This window comes from Lentzea terrae (assembly GCF_003265345.1).
In the GTDB taxonomy this organism is placed as follows: Bacteria; Actinomycetota; Actinomycetes; order Mycobacteriales; family Pseudonocardiaceae; genus Lentzea; species Lentzea terrae.
Genome location: NZ_QFWW01000035.1, coordinates 192,280 through 216,327 on the forward strand (window position 1 = coordinate 192,280; position 24,048 = coordinate 216,327).

Sequence of the window (24,048 nt, forward strand, 5' to 3'; positions counted from 1 at the left end):
TGCGGTCATCACTGCTCCACCGCCGGGGCGATCATGTTCGAGCAGGACACGGTGGTGTATTCGCCTTTGGCCGTGTTGTTGGCGACGACGTGGCCGTCGACGGTGATGGTGCACGAGATCGACTCGCCTTGACCGTTGGTCGCCATGACCTGGGCCACGCTGAGACCTGGTCCCGAGGAGACGGTCAGTTCTTTGCGCCACGGCAGGCTGACGGCTTCGGCCTTCTCCGTCTTGTTCGTCCCTTCCACGGCGAACCTGATCTCGGGCGATCTGCCTCCTGAACCGGTGACCTCGTAGACGATCGTGTGGGTGTCCGGGACGGGAGCGGGATCCGTGCCGGACACCCAGACGGCCGCGCCGACGGCTACGACCGCGGCCAGCCCGGCTGCCCCGGCCAGCCGGGCTCGATGGCGGGCCGGCCTGGTGGCAGGGGACATCGGTGGACCGTCTTTGCGGGTGCTCGTGGCAGACGGCATATGCCATCACTCTCTCTTCTGGACGGGTCCTCGTATTGCCGGGCGGCCGTCGCGGCGCCGGTTCGGGTCATCGTGGCAGCTGCATGGATGTTTTAGCCAGAGCCATTCGGGGAAGACGTTCGCGATCTCGGCCTCGAATGAGTTCGACACTGTCAAGCTTCTACTTTGAAAAGTAAATACCTGTCGCTTGGCATGTAGTTCGAACCACCGTTCACAACGCGCTGACCTGCGAATATGTGCACGACTTGACGCTGCGCGCAATGTCGCGCATTGGGTTGCACCGAATACTCTGTTAGGTCTTTGTCACATCGCAGAGCGCCGACGAGTGCGACCCAGTTGACAGATCGTTAACGCTTGAGTAATTCTTTGGACATTGGCCGCGTCACTATTTAGGTGTCTTCACGTGACGGCCGGTGCACCACGCGGATGTCCACCGCAACGCTGTTGGAAGCCAATGCGGAGAACCGAAACCTCAACCGGGTGTTGTTTGTCATGCGTGGAGTTTTCCGATGTGCCGCAACAGGTGTCAGAAGGGAAATCGATGCGCTCTCCACACATATCACGCATGTTCTCGTCCAGGAGGCGACGTCGCGGGTCACGGGCGCTCGCGTTCGGCTCTGCGCTGCTGCTCGCCCTGACCGCGGTCGGACTGAACACGCCGGTAGCCACCGCGGCCACGTTCGACGTGTCGATGCAGAACCTGCAGTACAACCCGCCGACTCTGAACGTGAGTGTCGGTGACACCGTGAGGTGGACCAACAACGAGACCAACGGTGTCGTGCACAGCGTGACAGGCGGCCCGCTGTCCGCGGACGTGAACGCGGGTGAGTCCTACTCGTTCACCTTCACCTCCGCCGGCACCGTCAACTACCGCTGCCGCTTCCACCCGGACATGCTCGGGTCGGTCGTCGTCGGTGGCACGACGCCCACAACCACCACAGGACCGACAACCACTACAACGGCGCCCACGACCACGACGGCGCCCACGACCTCTACCAGCTCCAACACGCCCGCCCCTACGACGACCACCGGTTCGGGTGGACTCCCGATCGGCGGCGGACCCGTCCCGGTGTCGTTCCACCTCACCGACAACCAGGGTTCCTGGTACGACACGAACCTGAGCCTGTTCGGTACGAAGTCTCTCGCCGTGGCCGAGCTGCCGCGGGTGAAGACCAACGGACTCATCCCCGGCCTGCCGCTGGACGGCCTGCCACTGCTGGGCAACGGAGCTCTGCTCGGCACGGACGCGAGCAACATCCTCAACGGTGACCTGGCGCGGTTGACCCAGCTCCAGTTCAACAACGGTTCGCCGCTGCTCCAGAGCCTCGGCGTCAACACCGAGCAGCTTCTCGGGCTGGACAACCTGCGCACGGCGATCGGCAAGGTGATGCCGCCGCTGGACCTGCGGGCGATCAAGGCGAACACCCTGATCACCCAGCTCTCCCAGCAGATGGCGGCCCGCCCCGCCAACGCGAAGACCGCGCTGGCCGACCTGCCGGTCGGCGTGGAGCTGATGAAGGTGCTGGCCGACATCCAGAAGTACGTGCAGACCGCCACGATCAGCCTGCCTGTGACGGTGAACTTCGACATCTCGAGCCCGGACGCGGAGTCGGCGCACACCATCACGAACCTGATCTGGCCGGAGGGCGCGGCGGGCTTCCCGTTCGACCAGCCGGGCGCCTTCGTCGGCAGCACGACCGCGCAGCTGACCGAACCCGGTCTCTACGCGTTCGTCTGCAAGATCCACCCGTACATGCTCGGCGCGGTCGTCGTGGACGACCCGCTCACGCCAGGCCTGGACTTCGGCAAGAAGCTCAGGGTCAACAGCCGCTCGATGAACGTCCCGTCCGACGCGGACATCATCTCGCAACTGGTGCAGAAGTTCTTCAACATCACCGCACCGGCCAACTGGCAGAAGTTCAGCAACACCGAAGAAAAAACGTGGAACCCGACCTACCCGCCCGCGCCGATCCTCATGTACGACTCGAACGGATCGCCGCAGATCGTCCCCCTGCTGGACGCCTACCTCAAGAACAAGTTCAACACGCCGAAGACCCTGCCCGCGCTGACCCAGCGGCCAGGCACTCCCGGCGTGGGTGAGGTCTGGATCGACACCCAGAAGGAGCGGACGGCGGGCAAGACCAAGTCCGGTACCGCGACGAAGGTCGACGTCACCACCTGGAAGGTGGACCGCAAGGTGGCGTTGCCCGAGATCAACATGAACAACCCGCACAACATGTGGACCGACAAGGAGGAGAAGTACATCTACCAAACCGAGTGGTTCGGCAACAAGCTCACCGTCTTCGAGCGGGCGACAGGCCGGTTCGTCCGGCAGGTCGAGGTCGGGCCCGACCCCTCGCACGTGATGACGAGGACGGACACCGACCAGCTGCACGTCGCGATCAACGGTGGTGCGTCGGTGGTCGAGCTCTCGCCGGGCGGCACGAAGATCGACCGGCGCATCCCGGTCCAGCGACCGGGTGAGAAGGTCGCGCACCCGCACGCCCACTGGATGACCGGCGACGGCGCGACCATGGTCACGCCGAACGTGAACACCTACGACTCCACCGTCGTGGACGTCGCGACCGGCAACATCCGCAAGGAGGCGACCGGCGAGTTGCCGATCGCCACGGGCATCACGCCTGATGGCGCGAAGGCGTACGAGGCGAACTTCATGGGCGCGACGGTGTCCTGCATCTCGCTCAAGGCCGACGCGTGCAAGGACGGCAACACCAACGTGCACCACAAGCAGATCGACCTGTGGCGCAACTACGACCCGGTGGCCGGTGACCGCGGCTCGTTCGGCGGTCTGCCCATCCAGCTGCCGGTGAGCCCGGACGGCAACGCGCTGGTGGTGGCCAACACGTTGTCGTCGAACCTCACCGTCATCGACCCGAAGACCGACGAGATCGTGAAGTGGTTGCCCTGCGACTCCGGTTGCCACGGCATCAACTACGGCGCCAAGCGGGGCGGCGGCTACTACGCCTACGTCTCCAGCAAGTTCGCCAACACGCTGGCGGTCGTCGACATCGACCCGAACGGCGACGGAAGCCCTTCCGACGCCGCCGTGGTCGGCAAGATGGTGCTCGACGCGGTCTCCACGACCGCGATGGACGACCCGGTCGTGGACTACATGGGCATGGGTGGCATGGGCGTACTGGCCGTGCCGCTGGTCTACGAGGGCTGGGTGCAGAAGGTGCCCAGCAGTCCGGTGAACGACCAGCTGACCTGTCGTCAGCGGCACCCGCTCACCTACGCAACTGATTGCTGACACCACCCACCGCGAGGCGGGGAAGCCGTTCCAGGACGGCTTCCCCTGCCCACGGCTGCCCTGCGGGAGGCGACCCATGTCCACATATCTGGTTAGCGATGATTTTCTGACGACAGGCAAGACGCGGACCTCCAGACGGCGCAAGGTCCTGCCGGTGTTGATGGTTCTCCTGTTCGTCCTGACCGCCATGGTGGGGGTGACGGCGTCGGGTCTCACGATCAAGTCCACTGTGGACCCGGTGCCGCCGGCCGCTGCGGGACAGGACCTCGGTGACGGGACTCGCCTCGCCGAGTACGAGGTGGTCGGCGGGGTCAAGGTGTTCCGCCTGCGTGCGGCACCCCTGTCGTGGGAGGTCTCGCCCGGCAACGTCCGGCAGGCCTTCGCCTACAACGGAACCGTGCCCGGTCCGGTGATCCGGGTCAACGAGGGCGACACGGTGCGCTTCATCGTGCAGAACGATCTGCCGGAGAACACCGCGCTGCACTGGCACGGCATGGACCTGCCCAACGACCAGGACGGCGTGCCCGGCCTCACCCAGCCGGAGATCGAGCCGGGGCAGAGTTTCACCTACGAGTGGAAGGCGATCAGCACCGGAACCCATTGGTACCACTCGCACATGCACGGCGACCAGGAGGGCAAGGGACTCTACGGCTCGCTGGAGGTGGTGCCGAGGCTCGGTGACATCGTCGCCGCCCGCGACTACCGGCTGATCATCGGTGACGGCCCGCTGGGATTCGTGTTCAACGGCAAGAGCTTTCCCGCCACCGTGCCGCTGCGGGCGCGGGTGGGCGAGCGGGTGCGCATCCGGTTGATCGGCGCCGGCCCGGAGATGATCCACCCCATCCACCTGCACGGCGGGTACTTCGAAGTGCTCGCGCAGGACGGCAGGCGGCTACCGGTCCCGCAGCAGATGGACACCTTGCTCGTCGGGGTCGGGCAGACCTTCGACATCGTCTGGGTGCCGACCAGGGTGGGCAAGTGGATGATCCACTGCCACATCTTCTCCCACGCCGAGACCCACCACGGGATGGCGGGACTGGTGTCCATCTTCAACGTCGACCCGCCCGCGATCGGTCTGCCCCTCCCGTTGGGCAGCTGAGCATGACGAGCACGCGCAATCGCGACGGAATTCCCACGGTGGAAGGAAAAACGATGTCTCGGCCTGGCTCTGCGCTCGTCGTCCTGGCGGCGTTCGTCATCATCCTCTTCCCGTCGACCGCATCGGCGCACGTCACCGTCTCACCAGGCACCGCGGAGCCGGGCGGCTTCGCCAGGGTGGTGTTCCGCGTGCCGAACGAGCGCGCGGACGCCTCGACGACCCGGCTGGAGGTGTCCTTCCCGGCCGATCACCGGTTCGGTTCGGTTTCCGTGCAACCGGTTCCCGGCTGGACGGCGACCACCAGCAAGGAGAAGCCCGCCACACCCGCCGAGTCAGGCGAGCACGCCTCGGGTGAGGTCGTGACAGGCATCGTCTGGGAAGGCGGGGCCATCCAACCCGGACAGTTCCAGGAGTTCGGCGTCTCCATGGGAAGGCTGCCGAAGACGAACACCAAGCTGGTGTTCAAGGCGGTGCAGACCTACTCCAGCGGTGAGGTGGTCAGGTGGATCGACGTCCAGCAGGACGGCGGACCACGTCCCGAGCACCCGGCTCCGACGCTGTCGGTGGCCGCAGCGCCGGTCGCCGCCGCACCCGCCGCGCCCGCCGCGGGAACCGACACGCTCGGCCGGGTGCTCGGCGGGGCCGGGCTCCTGGCCGGTCTCATCGCGCTCTGGCTGGCGGTGACCGCGCGAAGGCGGCCGATCGCTCCGGCGGAAAGCGTTGCCGCGCAAGCAGAGCCGACGGCGAACGAGCCGGTGCGGATCTGAGAGCCCGCGAGGTCGACGGCCCTTCGCCGGCCGTCGACCTCGCGCCCACCACGTCAGTCAGGCCGGTGAGAGGAAGTGCGGTGCGAGGAGCGATCAACAACTTCGTGCGCGTGTGCATCGCGTTCGCCTTGGCGTTGCTGCCGGTGCTGGGCAGTCAGGGCATTGCGCAGGCGCACGCCGTCGTCGTCTCGACCAGTCCGGCCGGTTGGGCGGTGGTCGGCACGTCACCCGCCGAGGTGTCACTGACCTTCAGCGAGCCGGTGGAGATCGGGCTGGCGACCGTGCGGATCGTCGGACCGGCCGGTGACACGATCACCACCACCGCGCCCGCCCACGCCGAGGGCAGGCCCGAGGTTCTCGTGGTCTCCGTGCCGAGGGCCTTGTCCGACGGGACCTACACGGTGAACTGGCAGGTCACCTCCGCGGACACCCATCCGGTGCACGGCGCGTTCGTGTTCAGCGTGGGACAGCCGTCGACGTCGGCGGCGCTGCCGGCACCGGTCCAGACGCACACCGAGGCCGACCTGGCCGTGGTGTTGTCGTACGGAACGGCGCGATGGCTGTCCTTCGCCGGGCTGGCGCTGCTGGCCGGAGCGGCCTTCTTCGTCGTGTGGTGCCAGGCCAACGCCGCGGTCGGTCGCCGCGTCCGCGTGCTGCTGTCGAGCGGGTGGTGGAGTCTGCTGGCGGCCACGGTTCTGGTGCTGCTGCTGTACGGGCCGTACGCCACGGGCCGGTCGCTCACCGCCGCGTTCGACCTGTCGCTGGCCGCGAACACGGCGAGCACGCGGCTGGGAATGGCGATGGTGGCGCGCCTGCTGCTGCTCGGGTTGGCGGGCGGCGCCCTCCTGTGGTTCCTGCGCCGCGCGGACGGCGGTGAGGCCACCGACCTTCAGCGTCGGCGCCGTGGCGCGGTGGTGCTGGCGGCGACCTGCGTGCTGGCCCTTACCTGGAGCGCCGCCTCGCACAGCGGAGCCGGTGATCTGGCTGGCCTGGCCCTGGTGGCCGATGCGGCGCACCTCGCGGCGATGGCCGTGTGGCTGGGCGGTCTCGTCGTGATCAGTGCCGTCGTGAGGTCTGCGGACGCGCTCGCGATGCGCGTTGCCGTGCCGCGATTTTCCCGAGTGGCCCTGGTGTCCGTGCTCGTGCTGGTCATCACCGGCGTGTTCCAGTCCTGGCGGCTCGTGGGCACCCCGTCGGCACTGGTCGGCACGTCTTACGGGAGGGTGCTGCTGGGCAAGATCGCGGTGGCGGCCGTGCTCCTCGCTCTGGGCGCCGTGGCGCGGCGCTGGGTCCAGCGCCACTACGGCTTCCCCGTTGTCACGCCCTCGGACCGGCGCCGGGCGGCGCGCGGCCCCGGTGATCGTCAGGTGCGGCGCTTCGGAGCGGTCGTGGCCGCCGAGGCGGGCATCGCGGCCCTCGTGCTGGGGCTCACGGCGGTCCTGGTCGGCACCAGCTCGGCCGCGGCGGAGCAGGCTGCGCAGAACCGGCCCGCCGAGGTGATGCGGCCCGCGCCCGGTGAGCCCGTCATCGCGGACTTCGACGCCGGTGGTGCGGCCGGACGTGGCAAGGTCGCGGTGCTCGTCACGCCCGGCGCACCAGGGAGCAGTGAGGTGCACCTCGCGGTGTTGGACGAGCTCGGCCGCCCGAAGGAGGTCGCCGAGGTGCGCGCGACGATGAGCCATCCCGAGCGGGCACCGGGGCCGTTGACCGTGCCGCTGCGTTACAGCGGGTTGCCTGGACATTACATCTCGGATGCGCTCTCCCTGCCCGTATCCGGGCGCTGGGACATGTCGTTGAAGGTTCGCACATCCGATGTCGACGAGGCCATCGTGCGCGTCTCCGTGGCCATTCCCTGAACCGCACGAGCGGTGATGGACCCGGACGAACGGATGGTGACGGCATGTACCCCCTGGACGCACGCAAGGTCTCTCCCGACGTGCTGGAGGCCCTGCGCCGGCGCGCCATCGCCGCGGTCGAGTCGGGTGTCTCCCGCGCGCAGGTCGCGCGGATGCTCGGCGTGTCACGGCAGACGATCAGCGTCTGGCACCGCGAATACCGGACCAGGGGCGAAGAAGCGCTGCGGAGCAGACGACGGGGAAGACAGCGCGGTGAGCAACTCGCGCTGTCTTACGCACAGCAACTGTGGACGATCAGGACCGTGACGACGTGCGGACCGGACGAGGCCGGGCTCAGCTACTGGCTGTGGACGAACCAGGCTCTGGCGGAACTGGTCAACAACAGGTTCCGGATCGCCCTCTCCGCCACGACGGTGCGCAACTACCTCATCCGTTGGGGCGTGCTCTCCGATTCCGTCCTCTCCAACCGGCCTGGCGGCCTCCAGACCGATCCGGTGGTGATGGCAACCCGCCGCACCGCGCCGGTGGGCGCGGAAACGCTGTGGATGCACCGCGCGCCCTTCCCTGGGCTGACCGGTCCCCAACTGCACTCGGACGGCGCGTCGGCCTGCTCGGAGATCGACGGTCAAAGGAATGCCATGTTGTACGCCGTGTCCGCTCGGGGCACCGTGCTGTTCCTCTGCACCCACGGCCCTTTCGACGGCGTGCGGCTGACAGAGTTCTTCGGCAGATTGGTGCGCCAGCGCGGCCGCCGGCTCAACATCGTGCTGAGCTGGCGACCGACTCGTCGAGCCGACGCCCTCACCGCGTGGATCGCGCAGCGGACCGGTGAGGTGTCGGTGCGGTTCGCAGTCGACGAAGACGTGTCGTTTCCGGTCCCTCGGGACGGAGGTTCTGGCTGACGTGCCCGCTCACGCGGTCACCTCGGCCGTCGCAGCCGGTTATTGGCGAGGGTTCGGCGGCCTGATCCATGACGCGACCACGTTCACCGCGCCGCGCAAGGTGGTCAGGCCTTCACGGAACGCGGCCATGGAACGCCGCATCGGCACGCTCGTCAACTCCGCGCGTCGAGTGCTGCGCAACAGCTGCTCGGTGGCGGAGACGAGTTCGTGCAATGCCGAGGCATCGGGGACGATCGGCAACGGCGCCGCGCGCATCAAGCGATCGATCTCGAACACCCGGCGTTCATAGGTGCGGACCTCATCCCGCAATCGCAACGCACCCGGCAGCAGCCTTTCCGCCCTCGTCCGGTCGTCCTCGGCGGCTGTCAGCACGTGCTGGAACTCCTGTAGCACCTGGGAGATCACATCCGCCACATGACTGGTGTCGAGCCCGAACCGCTCCACCTTCGCAACAGCATCGTCAGGCTCGTACGAGGACTCGGTGAGCAGGCTTCGTTCCGCCACCTCCACCCGATCGACCAGCTCGCCGGCCAACGCCAGCATCGTGCGCCGCCACGGAGCAGACGACGGGCCCTCGATCCACGCCTCGCGGAGGTGGCGGTGCTGACGCTCGACGACGATCTGCACGGCCAGATCGGGGTTCTCCTCGGTCAGGTAACCGTCCCCGAGCAGCACCACGGGCAGCAGCAGGCCGTGCACACCGTCCACGATCGACTGGTTGTGGAAGATGAACAGCTCTTCCCGGCAGTACGGCCGGTCGAAGTAGCGGCGGGTCAGGAGAGGCAGGAACACCGTGGCGTTGCGGACGGCCGCCCGGATCGTCGGCTGGGCCAGGTCGCCCCAGCCGATCGCCTCGCGGTCGATGAAGATCTCCAGCTCGCGGCCGCGGTCGGCGTAGGCGTACTGGCGCAGCGACTCGGTGAACGGGCCGACGAAGTCCATCACGACGTCGTCCTTGCGGGCATAGCTCAGGAAGCAGCGGATCGGCGGGGCGTCGAGCGACGTCATCGGCCCACCCGCGACAGCAGCGGGGACACCTGGTCGGCCAGCAGGCTCCAGCGTTGCTTGCGTTGGCGGACCACGAAGACGTAGAGGAGGGCGGCACCGCCCACCGAGCCGGCGGCCACCATGGTGATCGACGCGAGCCCACCACCGAACAGGACCAGCAGGACACAGAGGACGATCAACAGCACCAGCACGGCCATGCCTCGTGGCTCCCACGTCCACTCGCGGCTCGACGCCACCTCCCGCTGCAGGTCGACGGCGAAGGTGCGCAACTCGTCCGGCGGGTCCAGCTCCAGCATCCGGGTGGCGATGCGCTCGCAGCCGTCCACCTGGGCCCGTTCGACCATCACCAGCTTGCCGTCGTGGGTCACGCTGCGCAGTGATACCGAACGAAGTGCCAGTGCCACTGCCAGGTGCTCCTTGGCGTCGGACAGTTCTTCCAGGGATGCGATGTGTTCGTCGGTCACGCCCTCCGCCGAAATGATCGCTAACAGTTCGTGCGCACGCGAACACGGGTCGTCAGTGCTGAGCAAGCGCGCGATTTGCCCGTCGACCACTTCATGACACTCATTCGGCGCATTGACATTCACTCGATCACCCGACTTCTGCCAGGAAGCGTTCCGGAGTGGTTATTCTGCCAGAACGCGGAGGATGCCCAATGGAAAAACTCAGCTCGCGTTCGCTCGCACTGGCGTCTGCGTCAGGATACCTCGTTGTTTCGATACTGATCGGTACCGCGCTGGTGACGACGCGAAAAGACGAGCCGCAAGCGCAAAACACGCCCTACGACTACAGCACCGACTACCGCACCACGACGGCATGGCCCACAGTCACCAGCCGAAGCACCAGGACCACCACCACAACGACCGAGGCCGTCGACTACCAGCTCATCTCCGGCCCATCTGGGCTGGTCACAGCCATACCGGACGGCTGGACCGTCAACCAGGGCGACGTGGCGACGGTGCAGATCGCCCGCAGCGGCGCCTGGCCGGGCTTCGAGCTGCGGTTCGGCGGCGCGCCGCCGGAAAAACCACAGCTGTCCCTGCTCCAGCGCATCAGCACTGCTCACGAGGCCAAGCTCGGCAAGAACTCGTATTCGATGGAAAGCCTGCGCGATACGACGCTGCACGGCTACCCCGGCGTGAAGTGGAGCTACACCACCGCACCGAACGGAGTGCCTCAGTTCTGCACCGGAGCCTGGTGGGAGGCCAACGGCATCGAATATGTCCTGTTCGTTGTCTCACCCCCTTCCGGCCGAGCGCAGGCGGAGAAGATGCTCAATTTGATGACAACTCACGCGAAACCATGACAGAAAGTGGACATGACAATGTCATCTCCCGCGAGGGCTCCGGGAGTCCATTCTCCGAAGTTGCGCGACGACACGACGCGCTTCCTCTGCGGAGCCGCGCACCGCGACGAGCAGTTCGCGGACGCGGCCATTCGCGAGTACCTGGTGGAGAAGACGCGGTCGATTCCACAGTCACCCGGCGTCAACACGGGCGCGGTGCTGCGCGAGGCGGTGGCCGGGCGGATGCGGCGCAAAGTTCGCGACGCCGTACTGCTGCTGCTCACGCTCGTGCTGCTGCTCACCGCGCACGTGGTCGCTCTCGGGCCGTGGCTGCTGATCGCCGTGCCACTGGCCGCCGCGGGCGCCGGGCTCCGCATCCGGCCCATAGTGCGGAAGCTCGCCACGCCTACCGGACGCGGGCCGCTCATCGTCGGCGCGATCGGCGGCTCGATCGCACTGGCCGTCGTGGCGTTCAAGGCGTCGTCGGAATTCGAAGGCAGCAACTGGAACAGCTCGTACCCTTCGTACGAGGCGTCGAGCGGCGACGCCGAGATCGTGGTCGCGATCGTTGCGGTCGTACTGATCTTCGGCGTGCTGTTGGCCGACCGGATCGCCGTGTGGCTGCTGCTCACGAAGAGCTTCCGGCGCAACAGGTTCCGCACCAGCCCCGGTGAGGAGCTGTGGCAGAACGAGTGGAAGGTCCGGCAGCTCGGGCACCAGGTCTACGCCGACGCGCTGGCGCTTTACCCGGTCGAGGAGGACACACAGCCGCCGGACGGCCCGGACAAGGCACAGGTGACGGTGTACCGGGACTATCGGCCGTTCGTGGGTGCGGGGAGGATGTTCGAACCGTGGTCGATGGCGCTCCCGCTCAAACCCGCTCACGACGATGAGGGCGAACCGGCGACAATGCTCGGCTTCACGCTGCCCGAGCTCTACGAGCACGTCACGAACGACCTGCTCAAGACCGGCCGATCAACGTCGCTGTCACCCGGTCACCGGCTGCGCGACCTCACCACGTCCGACCGCGTCGTGGTCTCCGCCGTGGAACTGATCGACCATCTCGGCGACGCGGAGACCGCCAACGTGTTGCCGGACACGGAGAAGGCACCGGTACGCACCGCTGACAAGTCCGTTGTGGACGATCTGGTGACCAGTCCGCGCGAGTGGATGCGCTACTTCCGCGCCTTTCAGGTGGAGACCTGGGACCGCGATGTCGTGATCTCCGCGCATCTCACGTTCGGGCTCGACGACGAGCTGCTCTACGTCGAGTGGACGCCCAGCGTGCTGTATCCCATCGAGGCGAAGCACCGGGAGATCGACAACCTGTCGCCGTACTCGTTGCGCCCGCTCGGTGAGGCGGTGGTGGACCTGCTGAAGTTCCCGGCGAGCTTGCCGAGGCGGTTCGCCTCCGCCGTCATGTGGATGGCGCCGATGGACCAGCCGGCGGGAACGTTCCTGCCGGACAAGTACGGCGCGATGATCAGCCTGCGTGAGCTCGTCGCGGAAGACAACGTCGACAACTACTTCCAGCTCACCGACGTAGAGCGCTACATCAAGGTGCTGGAGTCACGGCTGCTCCGCACGATCGGCGAGTTCCTGGAGAGCAAGAGCATCTCGGTCACCGAGTTCATGGAACAGGCCTCGCAGGTGACGACCAACAACGTGCACATCACCGGCCCGGTCATCTCGAGCAACATCGCCACGGTCGGCAAGGCGAGGGCCGGCAACGTCAAGGTCGTCAAGGGCAGGAAGTCATGAAGGACAAGAACTTCGAGATCAAGGGACCGGTGATCGGCAGCAACATCGGCACCAGCGGCAAAGCCAGGGCCGGTGACGTCCACATCGGACACGTCCGGGACGTGGCCGCCGTGCTGCGGCTGCTCGACGAGCTGCGCGAGGAGCTGAACGACGCGCAGACGCCGGCGTCGACCATCGAGGCGATCGACGACCTGCAGGCCGAGGCACGCAGACCCCAGCCCAGCAGGGATGTCACGAACCATCTGCTGGGGAAGCTCACCGACCGCGGTCTCGGCGAGCAGATGAAGGACCTGGCGGCCGCGTTCGACGCCCTCTTCTAGGGCGCCGGTCAGGTGGTCCAACCGCGTGCACCAAAAACCCCCAGGTCAACGACCTGGGGGTCTTCTGTCATTTGAGCCTCAGTGCGCGTTGACGACGGCAGCGTCGGCGGCGTCGCTGTCGGCTGCGTCGGGGTTGGCGCTGGCTGCCCGGTTCGGCAGCAGGGCCGCGACGACGATCGTGGCCGCGGCGAGCACGGTCGCGACCACGAAGGCCAGCTTCATGCCACTCAGCTGTGCCGCTGCCGCGCCTGCGCCGTCGGCCACCAGTTGGCCCGTGCGGGCGGACATCACGGTGACGACCAGGGCGGTGCCCAGGGCTGCGGCGACCTGTTGCAGCGTGCCGAGGATCGAGCTGCCGTGCGGGTACATGTTCGGCGGGAGCGCGCCCATGCCCAGCGTGAAGATCGGGGTGAAGGTCGCTGCCAGGCTCACCATCAGCAGGGCGTGCAGGCCGAGGACCTGCCAGTACGGCATCGACGCCGAGACCTGGGTGAAGCCTGCCAGGGAGAGGACCATGCCGATCGAGCCCGGCACGATCAGCGGGCGGCTGCCCAGGCGGTCGTAGAGCTTGCCCACCGTTGGGCCGAGGAGACCCATGGCCAGGCCGCCCGGCATCAGGAGCAGGCCGGTCTGCAACGGGGTCAGGCCGCGCAGGTTCTGCAGGTAGAGGGGCAGCAGGATCATCGAGCCCATCATCGCCAGGAAGGCGATGCACATCAGGGCCAGCGCCAGGGCGAAGGTGCGGTGGCCGAGGGTGCGCAGGTCCATCAGGGGTGCGCCGGTGCGCTGCAGCTTGAGCTGGCGGAGCACGAAGATGGCGATGGTGGCGGCGCCGGCCAGGACGATGCCGATGGTCGGGCCGAGGTGGGCGTCGCCTTCGCCGAAGAGGCTCAGGCCGTAGACCAGGCCGCCGAAGCCCACGGTGGCCAGTGCCGCGCTGAGCCAGTCGATGGAGCCGACCTGGGGTTCGCCGATGTTCTTCAGCTGGCGCAGGCCGAAGTAGGTCACGGCACCCGCGATGGGCAGGACCGTCACGAACAGCAGGCGCCAGGAACCGAGCTGCAGGATCAGGCCGGAGAAGGCCGGGCCGAGGGCGGGGGCCACCGAGATCGCCAGTGTGACGTTGCCCATCACCCGGCCTCGGTCCTGCTCCGGCACGACGGTCATCAGGGTGGTCATCAGCAGCGGCATCATCACGGCCGTGCCCGCGGCCTGGACGATGCGGCCCAACAGCAGGACGGTGAACGTCGGCGCCGCGGCGGACAGGGCGGTGCCCGCGAGGAACACGCCCATCGCGATCGCGTAGCCCTGGCGGGTCGTGACGCGCTGCAGGAACCAGCCGGTCACCGGGATGACGGCGGCCATGGTGAGCATGAACGCCGTGGAGACCCACTGCGCTGCCTGCTCGGTGACGTGCATCGACTCCATCAGGCGCGGAATCGCGTTGATCATCAGGGTTTCGTTCAGGATCACCACGAACGTGGCCAGCACGAGCAGGCGCACCACCAGCGGTGTTCGGGCCGCCTTGGCGGTGGGTCGGTCTTGGATCGCAGCAGGCATGTCAGGCCCTCACTCGGTTGCTGGCACGGTCGTGTCGCGGCCAAGGCCGCCGGCGTCGACGCTCTTCGTGACACCGGTAGAGACCTGCAGTTCTGACAGAACTCATCGGTCTTCCCGAGTGTTCCTCATCGCTGCGCCCCTCTCACCCGAATTTCGCCGTTGGCGGACCGGGTCCTTGTCCGTCTACCAACCCGTCGAACGGCGCGGACGCGGATCGACACGGCCTGGAAAAATTCTTCCGGATCGGACCGTGGTCTGAGGCGGAAGTTCGGAGTTCGGTCCGATTTCGCGGGCCGGACGCGCTGGCACCGTTCGGGCCATGAGGTTTCCTGGGGCTTGGGTTGGCGGAGCGGCGCTGGTGCTGGGGCCCGTGCTGCTGCTGGTCGGCACGTTGCTGCGGTCGCCGTTCCACTTCTTCTTCCCGGACCAGCTGCGGGCTGCGGCGGAGCATCCGGGGCTGCTGACAGCGGCTTACACGACGTTCCTGGCGGGGCACGTCGTCATGTGCGCCGCGGTGGTCTTCCTCGCGCAGCGGATCGCGGAGACGCGGCCGGTGCTGGCCTGCTGGGCCGGGGTGCTGGTCACGGTTGGTCTGTTCGGACGCACGTTTCACGCCGGGGTGGACCACGCGGCGTTCAGCGCCGTCCGGCAGTTGGGTGTTGCCGGGGCCACGGATCTGGTCGCCAAGGGGTACGGCGACCTGCACCTGTTCAGCTTCCTGTCGTTCACGATCATGTTCGGGTGGTTCGTGCTGGCGTTCGCGGCGTATCGCAGCGGGGTGCTCGGGCCGTTCCGGGCCGTGGGGGTGGCGGCGATGGGGTTGTTGCCGCTCGGGGTGCTGAAGGGCACTGAGCTGTTGTCGACCGTTGGTACCGCAGGGTTGTGCATTGCGCTGGTGCCGCTCGGCGTTCAGGTGCTGCCGCAGCCCACCAGGAAGAACGTGCTGGTCGCGGTGCCGGTGACGATCGGGCTAGGGGCGCTTGCGGTCCTGAGCACGTTGGGATGACGCGAACGGCACGACGAACCAGAGGCCCGCGAAGACGATGAAGGCGAGCACGCCCACCACGACGGACGCCCGGTCGCCGAGGATCACCTCGGCCAGCAGCAGGACGGTGCCGGTCATGGCCAGGGCGAGGAAGGCCAGCCCGATGAGGGCGAAGGTGTTGCCCGACTCGACTACGTCCTCGCGGCGGCCCTTGCGGAACAGCACGCGGTGCCAGGCGGCCGGGGCGGTGAGGAACGCCACGGCGACCGCCGCGCACAGCACCGTCACCAGATGGGTGATGCGGATGTACGTGGTGGTCGAGGCGTACTTCTCGGTGAAGGCGATGGAGAGCAGGAAGCCGAACAGGATCTGCACGCCGGCCTGGGCCACGCGGAGCTCTTGCAGCAGCTCGTTGACGTTGCGGGCGAGTCTGCGTTGGTCGGATTCCTCGGCTTCGCTCATCCACTCCGACTTACCCGGAAGTGGCCAGTCGAAACGCCGGTCCCGTCGCAAAAATGGCGGACCTGCGCTGGTAGGACTATGCAAGAAAGCCATGAAGGCGTTTGCAGTCGCGGTGGCCACCGCGCTCCTGTTCACCGCGACCACCGGCGTGGCCCAGGCTCACGCGGGCGTGGCGCACACGTTCGCGAAGTTCGAGAGCTACAGCGCCACGGCCAAAGCCGTCACGTACGACGCGAAGGTGCCGACCGGCGCCAAGGTGACGGTCGTGTCGGTGCCGACGGTCAGCGGCGGCACGACGGTGTTGTTGATGCTCAGGGGATTGCTGCCGCATCGGGCGTACGGCGCGCACGTGCACGTGAAGAAGTGCGGGGCGACGCCGCCGGAGTCCGGGCCGCACTACCAGCACGTGGTGGACCCGGTGCAGCCGTCGGTCGACCCGGCGTACGCCAACCCCCGCAACGAGATCTGGCTCGACGTGCACACGGACGGCAACGGGTTCGCCCACACGTCGTCCACTGTGGACTGGCAGTTCACCGACCGGCACGCGCAGTCCGTCGTGCTGCACAACGAACACACGCACACCGGTCCTGGCGAGGCGGGCACGGCTGGACCGCGGCTCGCCTGCGTGAACGTTGCGTTCTAGCGGTTGATCACGAACTAGCCTCTGTTGATCACAAAAAAATCAGTGACGAACGCGACCGGGTCACCCGCGGTGTTGCGGCCGACCCAGGTCGGGTAGATGCCGTCCCCCCAGCCGGTCGAGAACGCCACGACGTTCAACCCGGAACGCGGGTCGGTGACGTTCGCCGGGCCTCGGCCGCCGCCCACCTTGCCGAGCGCGTCGATGAGGTCGCAGTTGCCGGCCTCGTCGTCGGCGGCGAGGCGGTCGACCGCGGGCGCGGCGGAGAGGTCGAAGAACGCGCCGGTGCTCGACTTCACGTCGTAGCCGAACTCCTCGTGCATCGGCACGAGCTCGCCGGGCAGCACGGCAGGCGTCCACGAGTACGCGGGCTCGTCCCGCACCGTCACCTTGGCGGCGGCGACGCGGTAGCCCTGGCGGAGGTCGGGAAAGCCGTCGCCGTCGACCCACGACACCGTCGACACCGACACCGGGTAGGTGCCGGGCTCGACCGTGGTGGTGAACGCCTCGGCGTCCTCCGGCCACAGCACGAACGGGTCTGCCGCCACGAGTCTGCCGGTCGGCAGGGAGAGCTCGCCAACCTGTTGCACGGCCACGACCTGCTGTTCGCCACCGCCGGTCGACTTGCCGACGGGCCCGTCGACGAAGAACCGCTCGAACCCGGACCTGATCAGTTGAACCGCCCCCACGCGTAGGCACCTCCAGAGGGCATGTTGGCAGAAGCCCCCTGACACCCGATCGGGGCACCGGGGTGTTCGCGGTGCGTGAAGTCCGCCCGCGCGCAACCGTGCAGGTGCGACGCTGGCAGGCATGGGATCGATCGCGGTCCGCTCCCTGCCGATCATCGACCGGATCCGGCTGGTGGCGTTCGACCAGGAGACGTACGACGGTGGCCGCGCCGGTCGAAGAACACTGCCCGACCTGCGGCGCGAAGTGGGTTCCGATCCAGTGGGGCCTGCCGGTCGACGAGGTCCGGGTGGCGGCGGAGGCCGGACTGGTCGCGCTGGGCGGCTGCTTCACCCAGGACGACGGCACGGACCCGCGGTGGCAGTGCCCGAACGAGCACCGGTGGACGAACGGCAGACGTGACGAACGTCGCAGCCAGGCCGCCGTCTTGGAGGCGTGCGCCGGCACGGGTTGACCTCCACCGCGGACGAGGTCGGACGATCGCCGTGTGCTCGCCAAATGGATCACCTGTGACGTGCCGGCCGGCGCACGCGATCGGTTCGCCGCAGCCCAGCAGAAGTGGTCGGTGATCGCCGACCAGCCGGGACTGATCGGGCAGGTGGGTGGCTGGGACAGCCGGACCGGCCGCGCTCACGTGCTGGCGCTGTGGGCGGACGCCGGCAGCCACCAGGAGTTCCTGCGTGATCGGCACGACTCGGTGGCCGATGCGGGCGGCTGCACCGGGATCACGATCGCCCTTGGCGAGGTGGTTCTCGCGATGTCCGGCGGGGTTGAGGTGGCCGAAGCGATGGGCGGCGGACTGCTGCGCGTCGCGGACTGCCACCTACAAGCGGGTGCGGAAGAACATTTCGTCGCCATCCAGCGCGAGGTGTGGGCGCCGGCGATGGCGGCTGCGGGGATGCTGGGCGGGGTCCTCGCCCGGACGGCCGCACGGCGCTACCTCGTCGCCACGTTCTGGCCCGACGTCGAAACACATCGCCGGTACGCCGAACAGGTGCCCGACCTGCGCGCCCGGGCGGGTGCGGACACCGACATCGCATCGATGTCCGGACACGCGCTGGTGCTGGAACCGACCTGGCACGTGGAGGCGATCTCGGTCACGCTCGGTGAAGATCGCGGCAGGTCAGTGCCGTAACCTGAAGGGCGTGTCCGTTCCCTCCACCCTCAAAATCGGCCCGTTCGCCGTCGACCCGCCCGTTGTGCTCGCCCCCATGGCCGGCATCACCAACGTGGCGTTCCGGCAGCTGTGCCGTCAGTACGGGGCCGGGCTCTACGTGTGCGAGATGATCACCGCCCGCGCGCTCGTGGAGCGGGATGCGATGACCATGCACATGATCACGTTCGACGAGGGTGAGAACCCGCGGTCGATGCAGCTCTACGGGGTCGACCCCAAGAACGTCGGCGAGGCCACGAAGATGATCGTGGACGAGAACCTCGCCGACCACATGGACATGAACTTCGGTTGTCCGGTGCCCAAGGTGACGCGCAAGGGTGGCGGCGCGGCGCTGCCGTACAAGCGCGAGCTGTTCCGGCAGATCGTGCGGGCCGCCGTCCGGAACGCCGGAGACATGCCGGTCACCGTGAAGTTCCGCATCGGCATTGACGACGACCATCTGACGTACCTCGACGCGGGACGTATCGCGCAGGACGAGGGCGCACAGGCCGTGGCGTTGCACGCGCGCACGGCGTCGCAGCGTTACTCCGGCAAGGCCGACTGGTCGAAGATCGCGCGGCTCAAGGAAGCCGTCACGAGCATTCCGGTGCTGGGCAACGGCGACATCTTCAGCGCCCAGGACGCGCTCGACATGGTCGCCGAGACCGGGTGCGACGGCGTGGTCGTCGGGCGTGGATGCCTTGGCAGGCCGTGGTTGTTCCGGGATCTGCAGGCGGCTTTCCGGGGCGAGCCCGTTCCCGCCGGACCGGACCTCGGCGAGGTCGCGCAGATCCTGAAGAGGCACGCGCAGCTGCTCGCCGCCCACTACGGCGAGGACAAGGGCCTGCGGGACCTGCGCAAGCACATGGCCTGGTACTGGCACGGTTTCCCGGTCGGCGGCGACACGCGCCGGGCGTTCGCGATGGTGTCGAGCCTGCAGCAGCTGGACGACCTGATCGGGCAGCTCGACCCGACGATCCCCTTCCCCGAGAACGCGGAGGGGCCGCGCGGGCGGCAGGGGTCCGCGGCCAAGGTCGTGCTGCCGGAGGGGTGGCTGGACGACCCGGAGGACGCGACGGTGCCGGTCGGCGCGGACGTGATGCACTCCGGTGGCTGAGCGCATCGCGGTTCTCCTCGCCTCGCTCGCGCTCCTCGCGGGTTGTGCCGGTCCGGTCGCGGGCACGGCACGGCCGGTCCAGCTCAGCGACGGCGACAAGGCGAAGTTCAAGCAGTTCTACGAGCGGCTCAACAAGGCGGGCGACGAGGGTGCGTCGCAGCAGCAGAAGTTGTTGAAGGACACCCAACACCCGGACTTCCGGCAGAAGACGTGCGACCTGCGCGGCGCCACGATCAAGGTCGAACCGACCTGGTCAACGCTTCGGACGGACGCCGACTGGGCACCCCCTGGCGAGAAGAGCCATCCGCGTGGGGACGTCTACGTCGTCGCCGTCACGGTCACGTTGCGCCAGGAGGACGCGGTGATCGGCAGCCAGATCGGGTCGCTGCACGTCGTGCTCCTGGACGACGAGGTCTACGGGTTCGCGCCCTGCCTCGGTGGCTGAACGGGTTTGTTGATCGGACAAGCTCACTTGATCGGAGCAGCTGACGGTCAACCGGACGGGGGAAATCCCGCCCCCACGCGTCCTTCTAGCTCAAGGGCCGCCTCTTCTGGGACGACACCTGGCAAGTAAGGAGGTGACCGCGATGACCGCGCTGCGACCAGAGATCGCAGAGGCCCAGCAGGACGACGCCAGCGTCGACGAGCAGGGTCCCGGACTGGTTGGGCTGCACGAGTCCATCGCGACGTTGCTCGCCTCCCGCGGCCAGTGGCGGCAGGCGTACCAGCACCTGCGTTCCGCGCTCGACCTCGTCCACGCGGACCAGGTCGAGGAGCCGCAGGTCCCGGAACAGCTGCGCCGCGAGGTCGACCGGCTGCGACGGGAGCACGCGGAGGCGCGCGAGCAGAGCCTGCGCGACAGCCTCACCGACTCCTACAACCGCCGCTACCTCGACCAGAGGCTGATGGACCTGCTGGCCGAGCACGGCGCGTGCCGGCACGGGCTCGCCATCGCGTTGATCGACCTCGACTGGTTCAAGCAGGTCAACGACAGCTTCGGGCACCTGCTCGGCGACCGCGTGCTGCAACGCGTCGTGGAGCTGCTGCAGCAGGGCCTGCCGGAGGGTGCTTTCTGCGCCCGCTACGGCGGCGAGGAGTTCGTGCTCGTGCTGCCGCGGGTGGACGCGGCGACAGCCGTGGAGATCGCCGAGGCGGCCCGCGAACGTGTCGAGCGTCACCCGTGGCAGGAGATCGCGCCGGGGCTGCGCGTGACGGTCAGCGCGGGCCTCGCGTACGAGCCGCCCGCGGACGAGGTGCCCGGCCGCCCGGCGGTCGGTGCCGAGCAACAGCTGCTGCGTGCCGACAGCCTCCTGTACACGGCCAAGCAGTCAGGTCGCAACGCGGTGGCGTACCGTGCCGATGGACGGGTTCGCCTCGCCGGTGCGGCGAGTGGTCGGCGTGCCATCACCGAGACACGTGTTCTCGGTTACTACTGAGTGAGCTGGCTCACCCGTTCAGGGCAGACGGACTGCGCGTAATCGCGTACAGATCGAACCTGTATCACCCGGAGTGGTCGTCAGAAGTCGGCTACATCCGTAGTATCGCGGGCGCAACTGACACGCCGGTGATGCAACCCTTGTGTCCCGGTCGTCGTCAACTCGTAATGACGAACCGCTTTTAGCTTCTGACCCAGAAGGGAGATTGGGTGCCCGACGACCCCCGACGTGGCGGCCCCTCTTCCCGTGGTGATCAGGACCCCCAAGACCAGCCGACCGGCCGTAGACGTCGCTCGATGGAAGGCTCTGGGGGCCTGAGCGTCTCGGACCTCATCGAGCAGCACAGCAGGACGAACATCCCCCGACCCGTCCCGCCTGGCTCGCCCGACGTTCCCACGACAGGCAGGCGTGCCCTGCCCGACCCACCCGCAACGGGCAGGCGTGCGCTGCCCGACCCGCCGGCACAGCAGCCACAGCCACAGCCACCGCGGCAGCAGCCGCCCGTCGCCCACCGGCCTGGTGAGCAGACGGGCACGCGCCCGCGGCCGCCGCTGGCAGAGCAGGCGCCACCGCAGAACTTCACCGGCGAGCAGACCGGCAGGCGCCGGCTGCCCGACGCCCCCGCCGAGCAGACCGGAACGCGGCCGAGGCCTGCCCAGAACGGCGCCTACCCGCCTGCCGCTCCCGGTCAGCAGACCGGGCAGCGCCCGCGTCCGGACGCGACCGGCATGCAGCCTCGCCCGATGAGTCCGAACGGCACCCCGCGCAGGCTCGCTCCCGGCGACGCGCCGTCGTCCAACGGCATCCAGCGGCCACCGGCACCCGCCGACCCGCGCCGGATGCCTCCTGGTGACGCGCCCTCGTCGAACGGTGTCCCACGGCGTCCCGCGCCGGGTGGAGCGCCGGAGGCCAACGGCGTGCCCAACGGCACGATCCGCCGCCCGGCTCCGGCGCCTGAGGTCAACGGCGCACCGCCGCGCAGGCTCGACCCGCCGTCGTCCAACGGCGTCCCGCGCCCGCCTGCCCCGGACGTCACGTCCAACGGCATGCCGCGGCCGAAGGCGCCGGACGCTCCGGACGCCGGTGCACCCCGCCGCCTCCTGCCGGGTGAAGCGCCGTCCTCGAACAGCATTCCGCGCCCTCCCGCCCCTGGCGAGCGGCCGGACCGCCGGCCGATGCCCCCGAACGGGGACCTGACCGGCAGGCACCCGATGCCGTCCCGCGCGGAGTCCAGCGGTCCCCGGCCGATGCCCCCGAGGGCGGAGTCGAGCGGTCCCCGGCCCGCACCGGGTGGCGCGGCGATCGCCAACCGGCTCGGTGGCGGCCCCGCTGCACCCAGCGCTCCCGTTCCGCCGGTTCCCGCGGCGAACAGCGCTGCGGCGCCGAGCAAGCCCGCGGCGGAGGAGCCCAAGGCCGACCCCGGACCAGAAGCCACCCAGATCGCCTCGGCAGCCGGCGTGGCCAAGGTCGAGAAGCGCGAAGACATGGACCCGGCGAGCCTCACCACCGAGATGGAGGCCATCGGCGAGGACGTGAAGAAGCGCCGCGAGGTCGACCACACCCTCGCGCGGTTCTCCGCGGTGCACGACGAACTGCTCGAGCAGGAGCGTCAGCGCAAGGAGCGACGCGCCAAGCTCATGCCGTGGGTCAAGGACGGCGACGAGATCGAGGAGGCGACCCAGTTCGCCGACCCGGTCGTGCTGACCGAAGGTGAAGAGGACGGCGAGCAGAAGATCGCCGGCCGCACGCCGAAGCAGCGCAGGTTGATGCGCGGCGCCAAGATCGGTGCGATCGCCGCCGCGGCCGTCGTGTTCGCGGCGAGCGGCATCAGCTGGGCCGCGACGAAGTGGGCCGAGTCCAAGTTCACGCAGATCGACGCGCTCGGTGGCAACAAGCAGGCCGTGCAGCAGGCGGAGAAGCAGCTCGGTGACGAGAACTTCCTGCTGGTCGGCTCGGACACCAGGGCAGGCGCCAAGGCGGGCGACAACGTCGGCACCCAGGCGCAGGAGGGTGGCGCGCGGTCGGACGTGATCATGCTCGCGCACATCCCGGCGGACCGGAAGCGCATGGTCGTCGTCTCGCTGCCGCGGGACGTGCGGGTCGACCGGCCCGCGTGCAACAGCTGGAACCCGGACACCGGGGAGTACGGCGGACCTCTCGCCCCCGAGAAAGAGGTCATGGCCAACTCCATCTACAACGACGGCGGGCCCAAGTGCGTGGCCAACATGATGACCCAGCTGTCCGGCCTCAACATCAACCACTTCGTCAGCATCGACTTCGTCGGCTTCCGCGAGATGTCGACGGCGATCGGCGGTGTACAGATCTGCACGCCCACGAAGATCGTTGACGAGAAGCTCGGCGTCATCCTCGACAAGCCGGGTAAGTACACGCTCCAGGGCAACCAGGCGCTGTCGTACGTGCGCGCACGTACGGTCGTCGGCGACGGCGGCACCGACTTCGACCGCATCAAGCGGCAGCAGGGTTTCCTGTCGGCGATGCTGCGCCAGGCGTTGTCGAACGAGGTGCTGCTGAGCCCGACCAAGCTCAACAACTTCATCAACGCCCTCACGAAGTCCACCGCCGGTGACAACATCGACGTGGCGTCATTGCTCGAGCTCGCGAACTCGTTGCAGAGCCTCGAAGCCGGCCGCGTCTCGTTCGTGACGATGCCGCACTGGACCGACGACAACAAGCGGATCAACGACCCGAGCGACAACATCGAGCGCCTGCGGGACGACGACGTCAGGAAGCTCTTCCAGACGATCATCGACGGCACGCCGCTACCGCAGGAGAAGCCGGCCGAGCAGAATCCCGGTGACCCCAACACCGCGGCCAAGCCCAGCACGGTGATCGACCCCAAGCAGGTCACGATCCAGGTGGTCAACGGCAACGCGGCCGGCAACCGCGCTGCCAACCTGGCGGCCAACGCCCTGCAGCAGAAGGGCTTCCAGATCTCGAACAGGGGTGAAGCCCAGGAGCGTTCCACCAAGACCACCATCAAGTTCGCGAAGGGTCGCGAGGACTGGGCAGCGACGCTCAAGGCCGCGGTGCCCAGTGCGGAACTGGTGGAGGCGCCCGAGATGGGCGGCGCGGTGATGCTCACGATCGGCTCCAGCTTCGACGAGGTGATCAAGGCACCGCAGCCGGGGGCGCCGGTCCAGGGGCAGAACCAGGGGCAGAACGCCAACCAGGCCGCAGGTCAGCTGGATGTGGTGAACGCGGCACAGGACCCCTGCGCGAAGTGATTCGCCTGGGGTTCACCT

At 68.2% G+C, this 24,048-nt stretch carries 22 protein-coding genes; 16 read left to right on the forward strand and 6 right to left on the reverse strand.

The genetic code is table 11. The annotated features are described in order from the left end of the window. Positions 1-8: 8 nt before the first annotated feature. A complete protein-coding gene (locus DI276_RS43890; RefSeq protein WP_157985331.1) occupies positions 9-437 on the reverse strand; it encodes an MmpS family transport accessory protein in 429 nt (142 codons plus the stop codon). 604 nt (positions 438-1,041) lie between these two features. On the opposite strand from DI276_RS43890, the gene DI276_RS43895 reads away from it, so the two are divergent. The 5 genes from DI276_RS43895 to DI276_RS43915 all read left to right on the forward strand — a co-directional run bounded on the left by DI276_RS43895 (position 1,042) and on the right by DI276_RS43915 (position 8,371). Continuing rightward, positions 1,042-3,747: a plastocyanin/azurin family copper-binding protein gene (locus DI276_RS43895; RefSeq protein WP_232837330.1), complete on the forward strand. Its 2,706-nt coding sequence runs from the start codon at positions 1,042-1,044 to the stop codon at positions 3,745-3,747. Between the two features lie 160 nt (positions 3,748-3,907). Beyond that, positions 3,908-4,846 (forward strand): multicopper oxidase family protein, encoded by a 939-nt coding sequence (locus DI276_RS43900; RefSeq protein WP_232837339.1) that lies wholly within the window; start codon positions 3,908-3,910, stop codon positions 4,844-4,846. A gap of 53 nt (positions 4,847-4,899) precedes the next feature. Further along, positions 4,900-5,613, forward strand: a complete 714-nt coding sequence (locus tag DI276_RS43905) for a YcnI family copper-binding membrane protein (RefSeq protein WP_198681274.1) — start codon at positions 4,900-4,902, stop codon at positions 5,611-5,613. Positions 5,614-5,693: 80 nt separating this feature from the next. Then, positions 5,694-7,469 (forward strand): copper resistance CopC/CopD family protein, encoded by a 1,776-nt coding sequence (locus tag DI276_RS43910; RefSeq protein WP_232837331.1) that lies wholly within the window; start codon positions 5,694-5,696, stop codon positions 7,467-7,469. A 44-nt stretch (positions 7,470-7,513) separates the two neighbouring features. Next, positions 7,514-8,371, forward strand: coding sequence for a helix-turn-helix domain-containing protein (locus tag DI276_RS43915; protein ID WP_112275233.1), 858 nt, complete (start codon positions 7,514-7,516; stop codon positions 8,369-8,371). Between the two features lie 39 nt (positions 8,372-8,410). On the opposite strand, the gene DI276_RS43920 is transcribed toward DI276_RS43915, so the two are convergent. Beyond that, positions 8,411-9,379 carry a TIR domain-containing protein gene (locus DI276_RS43920; RefSeq protein WP_112275235.1) on the reverse strand — a complete coding sequence of 323 codons (969 nt, stop codon included), beginning with the start codon at positions 9,377-9,379 and terminating at the stop codon, positions 8,411-8,413. Next, positions 9,376-9,843: a hypothetical protein gene (locus DI276_RS43925; RefSeq protein ID WP_157985332.1), complete on the reverse strand. Its 468-nt coding sequence runs from the start codon at positions 9,841-9,843 to the stop codon at positions 9,376-9,378. The genes DI276_RS43920 and DI276_RS43925 overlap by 4 nt, the downstream gene beginning before the upstream one ends. Before the next feature lie 191 nt (positions 9,844-10,034). On the opposite strand from DI276_RS43925, the gene DI276_RS43930 reads away from it, so the two are divergent. From DI276_RS43930 to DI276_RS43940, 3 genes are read left to right on the forward strand one after another with little or no spacing between them, the layout of a single operon-like run. Continuing rightward, complete coding sequence (locus DI276_RS43930) at positions 10,035-10,685, forward strand: hypothetical protein (RefSeq protein WP_112275239.1); 651 nt, start codon at positions 10,035-10,037, stop codon at positions 10,683-10,685. Positions 10,686-10,745: 60 nt separating this feature from the next. Then, complete coding sequence (locus tag DI276_RS43935) at positions 10,746-12,425, forward strand: hypothetical protein (RefSeq protein ID WP_112275241.1); 1,680 nt, start codon at positions 10,746-10,748, stop codon at positions 12,423-12,425. Then, positions 12,422-12,745: a hypothetical protein gene (locus tag DI276_RS43940; RefSeq protein WP_112275243.1), complete on the forward strand. Its 324-nt coding sequence runs from the start codon at positions 12,422-12,424 to the stop codon at positions 12,743-12,745. Before DI276_RS43935 ends, DI276_RS43940 begins: the two co-directional genes overlap by 4 nt. Positions 12,746-12,823: 78 nt before the next feature. On the opposite strand, the gene DI276_RS43945 is transcribed toward DI276_RS43940, so the two are convergent. After that, positions 12,824-14,305: an MDR family MFS transporter gene (locus DI276_RS43945; RefSeq protein ID WP_112275245.1), complete on the reverse strand. Its 1,482-nt coding sequence runs from the start codon at positions 14,303-14,305 to the stop codon at positions 12,824-12,826. A 319-nt stretch (positions 14,306-14,624) separates the two neighbouring features. On the opposite strand from DI276_RS43945, the gene DI276_RS43950 reads away from it, so the two are divergent. Next, entirely contained in the window at positions 14,625-15,311 is a 687-nt protein-coding gene (locus tag DI276_RS43950) for a hypothetical protein (RefSeq protein ID WP_112275247.1), read from the forward strand. Here the strand turns inward: DI276_RS43950 and DI276_RS43955 are convergent. Beyond that, entirely contained in the window at positions 15,276-15,752 is a 477-nt protein-coding gene (locus DI276_RS43955; RefSeq protein ID WP_112275249.1) for a DUF6328 family protein, read from the reverse strand. The two genes, DI276_RS43950 and DI276_RS43955, sit on opposite strands and share 36 nt — an antisense overlap. A 91-nt stretch (positions 15,753-15,843) precedes the next feature. Here DI276_RS43955 and DI276_RS43960 point away from each other — a divergent pair, with 91 nt between their 5' ends. Continuing rightward, positions 15,844-16,395, forward strand: coding sequence for a superoxide dismutase (locus DI276_RS43960; protein WP_112275251.1), 552 nt, complete (start codon positions 15,844-15,846; stop codon positions 16,393-16,395). 14 nt (positions 16,396-16,409) lie between these two features. Here the strand turns inward: DI276_RS43960 and DI276_RS43965 are convergent, their stop codons facing one another. Continuing rightward, positions 16,410-17,081, reverse strand: coding sequence for a DUF4241 domain-containing protein (locus DI276_RS43965; protein WP_157985333.1), 672 nt, complete (start codon positions 17,079-17,081; stop codon positions 16,410-16,412). A gap of 200 nt (positions 17,082-17,281) precedes the next feature. Between DI276_RS43965 and DI276_RS43970 the strand changes: the two genes are divergently transcribed. From DI276_RS43970 to DI276_RS43995, 6 genes are all read left to right on the forward strand, one after another. Continuing rightward, positions 17,282-17,533 (forward strand): hypothetical protein, encoded by a 252-nt coding sequence (locus DI276_RS43970; protein ID WP_112275255.1) that lies wholly within the window; start codon positions 17,282-17,284, stop codon positions 17,531-17,533. Positions 17,534-17,566: 33 nt separating this feature from the next. Continuing rightward, positions 17,567-18,214 carry a DUF4937 domain-containing protein gene (locus tag DI276_RS43975; protein ID WP_112275257.1) on the forward strand — a complete coding sequence of 216 codons (648 nt, stop codon included), beginning with the start codon at positions 17,567-17,569 and terminating at the stop codon, positions 18,212-18,214. Positions 18,215-18,224: 10 nt separating this feature from the next. Beyond that, positions 18,225-19,349 (forward strand): tRNA dihydrouridine synthase DusB, encoded by a 1,125-nt coding sequence (dusB, locus tag DI276_RS43980; RefSeq protein WP_232837332.1) that lies wholly within the window; start codon positions 18,225-18,227, stop codon positions 19,347-19,349. Continuing rightward, positions 19,342-19,794, forward strand: coding sequence for a hypothetical protein (locus DI276_RS43985; protein ID WP_232837333.1), 453 nt, complete (start codon positions 19,342-19,344; stop codon positions 19,792-19,794). Before dusB ends, DI276_RS43985 begins: the two co-directional genes overlap by 8 nt. Positions 19,795-19,936: 142 nt before the next feature. Further along, positions 19,937-20,785 carry a GGDEF domain-containing protein gene (locus DI276_RS43990; protein WP_112275357.1) on the forward strand — a complete coding sequence of 283 codons (849 nt, stop codon included), beginning with the start codon at positions 19,937-19,939 and terminating at the stop codon, positions 20,783-20,785. 296 nt (positions 20,786-21,081) lie between these two features. Next, a complete protein-coding gene (locus DI276_RS43995; protein ID WP_157985334.1) occupies positions 21,082-24,030 on the forward strand; it encodes an LCP family protein in 2,949 nt (982 codons plus the stop codon). Positions 24,031-24,048 lie beyond the last annotated feature (18 nt).